General features: G+C 63.4%; 5 protein-coding genes and 3 tRNA genes. 6 read left to right on the top strand and 2 right to left on the bottom strand.

The window, feature by feature from the left end:
* Window positions 1–175 precede the first annotated feature (175 nt).
* Window positions 176–251 (top strand) — tRNA-Gly (locus H5T73_12725).
* A 52-nt stretch (window positions 252–303) separates the two neighbouring features.
* Window positions 304–377, top strand: a tRNA-Cys gene (locus tag H5T73_12720).
* Between the two features lie 142 nt (window positions 378–519).
* Here H5T73_12720 and H5T73_12715 read toward each other — a convergent pair.
* Window positions 520–1,548 (bottom strand): M48 family metalloprotease, encoded by a 1,029-nt coding sequence (locus tag H5T73_12715; GenBank protein MBC7248623.1) that lies wholly within the window; start codon window positions 1,546–1,548, stop codon window positions 520–522.
* A 223-nt stretch (window positions 1,549–1,771) separates the two neighbouring features.
* Here H5T73_12715 and H5T73_12710 point away from each other — a divergent pair.
* The 4 genes from H5T73_12710 (at window position 1,772) to H5T73_12695 (ending at window position 5,034) form a co-directional block, all read left to right on the top strand.
* A tRNA-Val gene (locus H5T73_12710) sits at window positions 1,772–1,846 on the top strand.
* Between the two features lie 172 nt (window positions 1,847–2,018).
* Window positions 2,019–2,609, top strand: a complete 591-nt coding sequence (locus tag H5T73_12705; GenBank protein ID MBC7248622.1) for a zinc ribbon domain-containing protein — start codon at window positions 2,019–2,021, stop codon at window positions 2,607–2,609.
* 2 nt (window positions 2,610–2,611) lie between these two features.
* Window positions 2,612–4,522: a threonine--tRNA ligase gene (gene thrS / locus H5T73_12700; protein ID MBC7248621.1), complete on the top strand. Its 1,911-nt coding sequence runs from the start codon at window positions 2,612–2,614 to the stop codon at window positions 4,520–4,522.
* Complete coding sequence (locus H5T73_12695; GenBank protein ID MBC7248620.1) at window positions 4,519–5,034, top strand: HIT domain-containing protein; 516 nt, start codon at window positions 4,519–4,521, stop codon at window positions 5,032–5,034. The genes thrS and H5T73_12695 overlap by 4 nt, the downstream gene beginning before the upstream one ends.
* 34 nt (window positions 5,035–5,068) lie before the next feature.
* Here H5T73_12695 and fusA read toward each other — a convergent pair whose 3' ends face one another.
* Entirely contained in the window at window positions 5,069–7,147 is a 2,079-nt protein-coding gene (gene fusA, locus H5T73_12690) for an elongation factor G (protein ID MBC7248619.1), read from the bottom strand.
* Window positions 7,148–7,489 lie beyond the last annotated feature (342 nt).

Genomic DNA, 7,489 nt, shown 5'->3' with positions numbered 1-7,489 from the left:
ACCTCAACTTCCTCACCCCCTCGGTATAGGTGCTCTCCGAGGGGATTTTCGGTACCTCGCTTCGAGTAGATTTTTATTTTGAGGCAACGAATCCGTTTCGTGTAGAAAAATTATGAGTCAATTCGAAATCTTGAGCGGCCCGGAGTGCGATGGTAAAATTATGACCGTCAGGAACGCGGAAGTGGCTCAGTTGGTAGAGCATCACCTTGCCAAGGTGAGGGTCGCGGGTTCGAGTCCCGTCTTCCGCTCCAGGCGCCTGGGGTAGGCACGAGGGGCCTACCCTTTATGCCGAACGGGACACAGGGCGGCGTGGCCAAGTGGTAAGGCAAAGGTCTGCAAAACCTTGATCACCGGTTCAAATCCGGTCGCCGCCTCCACGACGCGGGGAGCCTGCAGGGCTCCCTTTTTAAATGCGATGCTTTAACGGAGGGGTTTACTGCAGGACCCGCTCTTGAACCTGTTGGCGGTAGGCCCATAAGGGGAAAGCTCCCGTTCCCGGCAGCGACCGGCGTGACGGGATCAGGCCGCAAGCCCGGGAAAAGACCGCTGCAGACGTTGCATGCGTTCGGCCATGGTGGGCTGGGTACGGAAAGGGCGGTAGCTGGCATAATCTACCACGGGGTGGAAGAGGAGGGCGTCAAGGCGTGAGGGAAGGAGCAGGAGATCCCGAACGTCCTCCGCGGCATCCTTCAGCGCGAGGTAGACGGCTTCCGGGTCGCGGGTGATGAATGCGGCCTGCATGTCCGCGGCGTATTCCCTTTCACGGTCGAAGAAGAGACGCAGGAGCAGGTGCATCAGCAGGGGGAGGAGGGAAGCGAGGGTGAGAAAGAGGAGCAGGACCACGGCAAGGGGAAGGGCCTGGGTCGTTTGCGTATTGTTGGCCTTTCTCAGGGCGTCGCTTAGGAGGATGACGAATATCACGAGGAAAAGCGGCGGTGGGCCCACCTCGCTGAAAGAGTACCTTGCGGAACCCGCCCTCCAGCCGGACATTATGCGGCGCATGGAGCCGGGGCCCACCAGGCGGATCATGACGGTATAGAGGAGGGAATCGCCTGCCATGACGTGCGCGAGCTCGTGTGCCATGATGGCCTCGCGCTCGCGGGCGGGCAGTTTTTCCGCCATGCCGCGGGTGGCGAAGATGCCGTGGGAACCGTCGGGAAAGGCGATGGAGAAGGAATTGATGTCGTCGTTGGGGATCTCGAAGAGCCTGATTTTCGCGCCGAGGCCGGCACCCAGTCTCGCGGCCGCCAGGGCATCCTCGAGGCGCGGGTCGTTCTCGCTCTCGGGGAGGACTCCTATGGACCGGAAAACCCACAGGCCGGAGAACGCATAGCGCAGGACGGCATAAAGGAGGTAAAAGAGCCAGAAGAGGAGGAGGACCATCCAGAAGGAATAGCGCAGTCCCGCGTATTCGTATACAAGGAAACATCCGCCGGCGGAAAACGACATGACCAGCAGGGAAAAGATGGCGATTATCCCCGCCAGACGCAGGCGGTTGCGCGCGACGCTCCGGTATATGTCCCGTCCCCGGTTGTCTCTCATGGCCATGAAATCGGCAGAACTGTCGCACTTGTTTACGGGGAAGCGTGAAGGCGGAGATGCCGCATCACGGCGCGAGCGGGCGTTGTTGGACCTCTCGAGCATGGATATGCTCGCAACGGCCTCGGGGCATGAAGGACACCGACCGTTGCTTCGCGTCGTATGCCGGAGGTCGCCCGCTGATGACCGCTGTTGCGAAACGCGCGCGAATACAGCAAAATAGAGGCGTCGCGGGCGCGTAGCTCAGTGGGAGAGCGCTTCCTTGACGCGGAAGAGGTCGTGGGTTCAATCCCCTCCGCGCCCACCAGAAAGGACCTCCGTGAGCTTAATTCGCGGCGGACGCGGCGACGATGCGGAAGGTGGCGCGGTACCGCGTGTCGGTCATGATCCGGACAGCGCGGGGCCGCGCGCATGATTATGGCGCGCCGAAACGACAAGCAGGTCGTGGGAGCGGCGTCTGAGACGACGGGAGTACAGGCATGAGATGTCCCAAGTGCAAGGCGGAGAACCCCGACGACGCCACCTATTGTTCGCTCTGCTATACACGCTTCGTGCCCACCGAGAGATCCCGCAAGGCGGAGGAAGAGGCCGAGCGGCTGCGCAGGGAACACGGGGGGCGGAAGCTGCGCTGCCCCAACTGCGGGGAGCTCAGCCCCGTGGACTCTCCCTTCTGCCTGCGCTGCGCCTTCGTATTCGAGGAGCCGGAATCCCTGCTGGTGGACGAGGAGGAATGGCGCAGGCAGGAGGCGGAGGAGAACGAGGAACTGCGCCGCGAGATGGAATACCTGCACGAAAACCCCATAGAGGTCATGGACGGCGAGGGCGGCGCGGAGGTAATGCGCAGGGTGGAAGGTATCATATCGGCGGGGGACCGGGCCCACCTGCGCGCAAGGGGGCGTGTCGGCATAACGCATGCCATGAAGATCATAGCCCTGCTCGGCGAGGACCTGCGAAGAAAGGGGCAGGACCTCGTCCTTAAGGTCTACCTGCTGAGCGAGGAGGCGCTGAAGGACCTCGACGACCTCGAGCTGGGAATAACGATGAAGTGCGAAGGAGAGGGTAGGCATTGAGGATATCGTGGCGGGGCGGTGTCTACGAGGTCGCCGAGGGGACCACGCTGAGCGGATTCATCTCGGAGGCTTGCCGGGACTCCCGCGAGGAAGTCCTGGCGGCGCGCGTCGACGGAAGGCTGCTGGGGCTCGCGGATCCCCTGGAGGAAGGCGAGCTGGAACTGGTCACGTGGGAAGATGCGGAGGGGAGGGAGATCTACCGCCACACGGCCTCCCACGTGATGGCCCACGCTGTCATGGAAATCTTTCCCGGTGCCAAGCTGGCCATAGGCCCCGCGACGAGCGAGGGTTTCTACTATGATTTCGACCTGCCGCGCAGCCTCACCACGGACGACCTCGCGCTTATCGAGGAACGCATGCGGCTCCTGGTCGATCGGGACCTGCCCCTGCGCAGGGAGGTGTGGCGGAGGGAAGACGCCGTGAGTTTTTTCCGCGAGGCGGGGCAGCCGTACAAGGTGGAGCTGCTGGAGGAGATCGCGGACGACGAGGTCACCGTGTACCGGCAGGGGGATTTCCTTGACCTCTGCAGGGGTCCACACCTGCCCTCCACGGGCCACCTGCGGAACTTCAAGCTGCTCAGCCTGGCCGGGGCGTACTGGCGCGGCGACGAGAAACGCCCCATGCTGCAGCGCATCTACGGGACCGCCTTCACGAGCGAGGCCGAGCTGGAGGAATTCCTGCATCTGCGCGAGGAGGCGGAGAGGAGGGACCACCGCAGGCTGGGAAGGGAGCTGGACCTCTTCAGCTTTCACGAGGAGGCCGGGCCGGGGGTCGTCTTCTACCATCCCAGGGGGGCGGTCCTGAGGGGATTAATAGAGGACTTCCTCAAGGAGGAGCACCGCCGCCGCGGCTACCACATGGTGATCACCCCCCATCTCTTCCGCGGCAAGCTCTGGGAGACATCCGGCCACATGGACTATTACAGCGAGAACATGTACTCCTTCGAGAAGGACGGCATGGAGTACGTGGTGAAGCCGATGAACTGCCCGGGGCACGTGCTCATTTACAAGACGAAACCGCGTTCATACCGCGACCTTCCCCTGCGCTATTTCGAGCTGGGGACGGTCTACCGTTACGAGAGGTCGGGGGTGCTGCACGGGCTGATGCGCGTCAGGGGCTTCACCCAGGATGACGCCCACATCTTCTGCAGCGAGGAGCAGCTGCGCGGGGAGGTGGAGAAGTGCCTGGACTTCGCCTTCTACAGCCTGCGCACCTTCGGTTTCGAGGAATTCGAGGTCTTCCTGAGCACGCGTCCCGAGAAGTCGGTGGGGGGCGACGAGCTGTGGGAGAAGGCCACCGCGGCGCTGGAGGGTTCCCTGCGCGAGATGGGTATCGCTTACGAGGTGGACCCGGGGGAAGGCGTCTTCTACGGACCGAAGATAGACGTGAAGCTCAAGGACGCGATCGGAAGATCCTGGCAGGGACCCACCGTGCAGGCGGATTTCAACCTCCCCGAGCGCTTCGACCTCACCTACACCGGGCCCGATAACCGGCCCCACCGTCCCGTCATGATACACCGCGTGGTGCTGGCCGGCATAGAGAGGTTCTACGGCGTCCTCCTGGAGCATTACGCGGGAGAGCTCCCTCCCTGGCTGGCCCCCGTGCAGGCGGTGGTGATCCCCGTGGCCGACCGCCACCTCCCCTACGCGGAAAGGGTCAAGGGATTGATGGAGGAAGAGGGGCTGCGGGTCGAGGTGGACGGGGAACGGGACACCGTGAACATGAAGATAAGGCGCTCCCAGGCCATGAAGATACCCTTCGCGCTGGTGGTGGGGGACCGCGAGGTGGAGGCGGAGACGGTGTCGGTGAGGGACCGCTCCGGTCACGACGTGCGGGGCGTTCCCCTGCGGGAATTCGTGGGACGCCTCATCGACATGGTCAACGAGCGAAAGGTGAAGGCGGGGTGGGAATGATCTTCGAGCGGCTGTGGAGGCCCTGGCGCATGGGATACGTCAGCCGGGTGGAGGAGGAGAGGGAAGCGGGGTGCATTTTCTGCAGCAAGCCCGCCGCGGGGGACGACCGGGCCAACCTCATCCTTCACCGGGGTCGATCCTGCTTCATCATCATGAACCTGTACCCTTACAACACGGGGCACGTGATGGTGAGCCCCTACCGGCACGTGTCCGAGCTCGAGGACCTGAGCGAGGGGGAACGGGGCGAGCTCATGGAGCTGACGGTGCTGGCGGTGCGCGCCATAAAGGAGGCCATGCGTCCCCACGGCTTCAACCTGGGTATGAACCTCGGAAAGTCGGCGGGGGCCGGTTACGACGAGCACCTGCACCTGCACGTGGTGCCACGCTGGCAGGGAGACACCAACTTCATGCCCGTGCTGGCGGGCAGCAAGGTCATGCCCGAGTCCGTTGAGGATAACTACCGGCGTCTGCTCGAGGCGCTACGGGAGGCGACGGGCGAGGGGAATGCGTAAAAGCATGCCGGCCTGCAGCCGCGCCTAGCCTCTTTCACTCCTTCTTCTCGGCTTTCGCCGCCTCGATGATCTTTGCGGCGATGTGCGAGGGCACTTCCTCGTAATGGGAGAGTTCCATGCGGAAGGTCCCGCGTCCGCCGGTGATGGAGCGCAGGTCTATGGAGTAGCGCAGCATCTCCGCCAGCGGCACCTGGGCGCGGATGCGCTGCAGGCTCCCCTCCGCCTCCATGCCCATGATGCGGCCTCGCTTCGCGTTGAGGTCGCCGATTACGTCTCCCATGTAGGCCTCGGGCACCAGTATCTCCACGTTCATGATGGGCTCGAGCAGGTAGGGATCCGCCTCGGCCATGGCGTTCTTCAGCGCCAGCGAGCCGGCTATCTGGAAGGATATGTCTGATGAATCCACGGGGTGATACTTGCCGTCGTAGACGGTCGCCCGCAGGTCCACCACGGGATAACCGGCCAGGTAGCCCTCCTCCATGGCCTTGCGCACCCCCTTCTCCACCGAGGGGATGAACTGCTTGGGGATGACGCCCCCCACGATCTTGTCCACGAACTCGAAGCCCGCCCCCCTCTCCATGGGCTCGATCTCCAACCAGGCGATGCCGAACTGCCCGTGGCCCCCGGTCTGCTTCTTGTGCTTGCCCTCTGCCCTGGCCTGCCTGCGTATGGTCTCCTTGTACGGTACCCGGGGGGTGTCCGTCTTCACGTTCACGCCGAACTTGCGGGACATGCGTTCCATCATGATGTCCAGGTGCGCTTCCCCCATGCCCGAGATGATGGTCTGCTTCACCTCGCTGTCGCGCCGCACGGAAAAGGTGGGGTCCTCCTCTCCCAGGCGGGAGAGGGCGACGGAGAGCTTGTCCTCGTCTCCCTTGGTCATGGGCTCCACGGCCAGGGACATGATGGGCTCCGGGAAGGCGATGGACGGGAGGATGATGGGGTTATCCCGCTCGCACAGGGTATCGCCGGTGGAGGTATCGGTGAGCTTGGCCACGCCCCCGATGTCGCCCGCCGCGATCTCGCTCGTGGCGTCCTGGTTTTTCCCCAGGATGGTGAAGACCTGGCCCACCCTCTCCTCCTTGTCGCGAAGGGGGTTGTAGACTGTGCTGTCGGACTTCACGCTCCCGGAGAAGACCCGGAAATAGGAGAGCTTGCCGACGTAGGGGTCGGAGATGGTCTTGAAGACCAGGGCGGCGAGGGGAGCGTCCGCCCTGGCGGGGAAGGCTATCTCCTCCTGCGAGCCCTTCCTGTGCCCGCGTATCTCCTCCAGGCGCGCCGGGGAGGGAAGGGTGTTGACGATGGCCGTGCTGAGAAGGTCCACGGCGATGTTGCGCGTGGCGCTGCCGCAGAGCACCGGGACCAGGGACCCCCTAGAGACACCAGCCAGCAGGGCGGAGATGACCTCCTCGTCGGCGAGCTCCTCTCCCTCGAGGTACCTCTCCATGAGCTCGTCGCTGGCCTCGGCGGCGCCCTCGATGACCTTCTCCCGCGCCTCCATGACCGCGTCCGCCATGTCCGCGGGAATATCGGCCTCCTCGGGCTTCCCGCCCTCGCCGTAGACGTAGGCCTTGTTGCTTATGAGGTCCACTACGCCGCGGAACTGGTGTTCCTCCCCGATGGGGAGCTGGAAGGGGACTACCTTGCTCCCGTAGAGGTCGCAAAGCTGTTCGAGGCAGCGCTGGAAGCTGGCGTTCTCGCGGTCCATCTTGTTCACGAAGACGATGCGCGGGTAACCGTACTCGTCGGCCATCTTCCAGATGAGCTCCGTCTGCACCTCCACGCCGGCAACCGCGGAGATGACGAAGACCGCGCCGTCTATCACCCGCAGGGTGGAGATGACCTCGCCGATGAAATCGGCGAAACCGGGCGTGTCGAGGAGGTTGATCTTGTAACCCTTCCACGCGAAGGTCAGGGGCGTGGTGTTGACGGAGATGCCGCGCTTCTGCTCGTCGGGGTCGAAGTCGCTCGCCGTGTTCCCCTCGTCCACGCGTCCCAGGCGCTTGAGCACGCCGGCGTTGAAGAGCACCGCCTCGGCGAGGGAGGTCTTCCCGGCGTCGTTGTGCCCGAAAAGGGCCACGTTGCGTATTTTTTCCATCGCGAACTTTTCCATGCAGATCCCCGTCCTTTACTCGCTCCTTCGACAACGATAAATATTATATGCACCGGGTACTATAGAGGCCATAGCCCGCCGGGGGCAACCCAGGGTCCTGCCGCGGGTCATGTCCCCGTCCCGGCGTGGAGGGGAGGCGGACCCGGGACGGGAAAAGCATCGACCGCGAGATGCCCGGGTTCATAAACATGGTGGACACCCCCTATACTTGCTTTGTGATAAACGAAGCAGAGCAAGGAGGTGTCCAAATGAAGGGTTCAGTTGGAACCACTACTAGTATCTACCACACCAGGCTTCCCCATCAATGGGAGTTGGAGAGAATGATGGGCGAGGTCCTCTCCA

Source organism: Actinomycetota bacterium, assembly GCA_014360655.1.
In the GTDB taxonomy this organism is placed as follows: domain Bacteria; phylum Actinomycetota; class Geothermincolia; order Geothermincolales; family RBG-13-55-18; genus JACIXC01.
The sequence above is the reverse complement of the archived record's forward strand: the minus strand, read 5'-3'. Positions and strand labels throughout refer to the sequence as shown.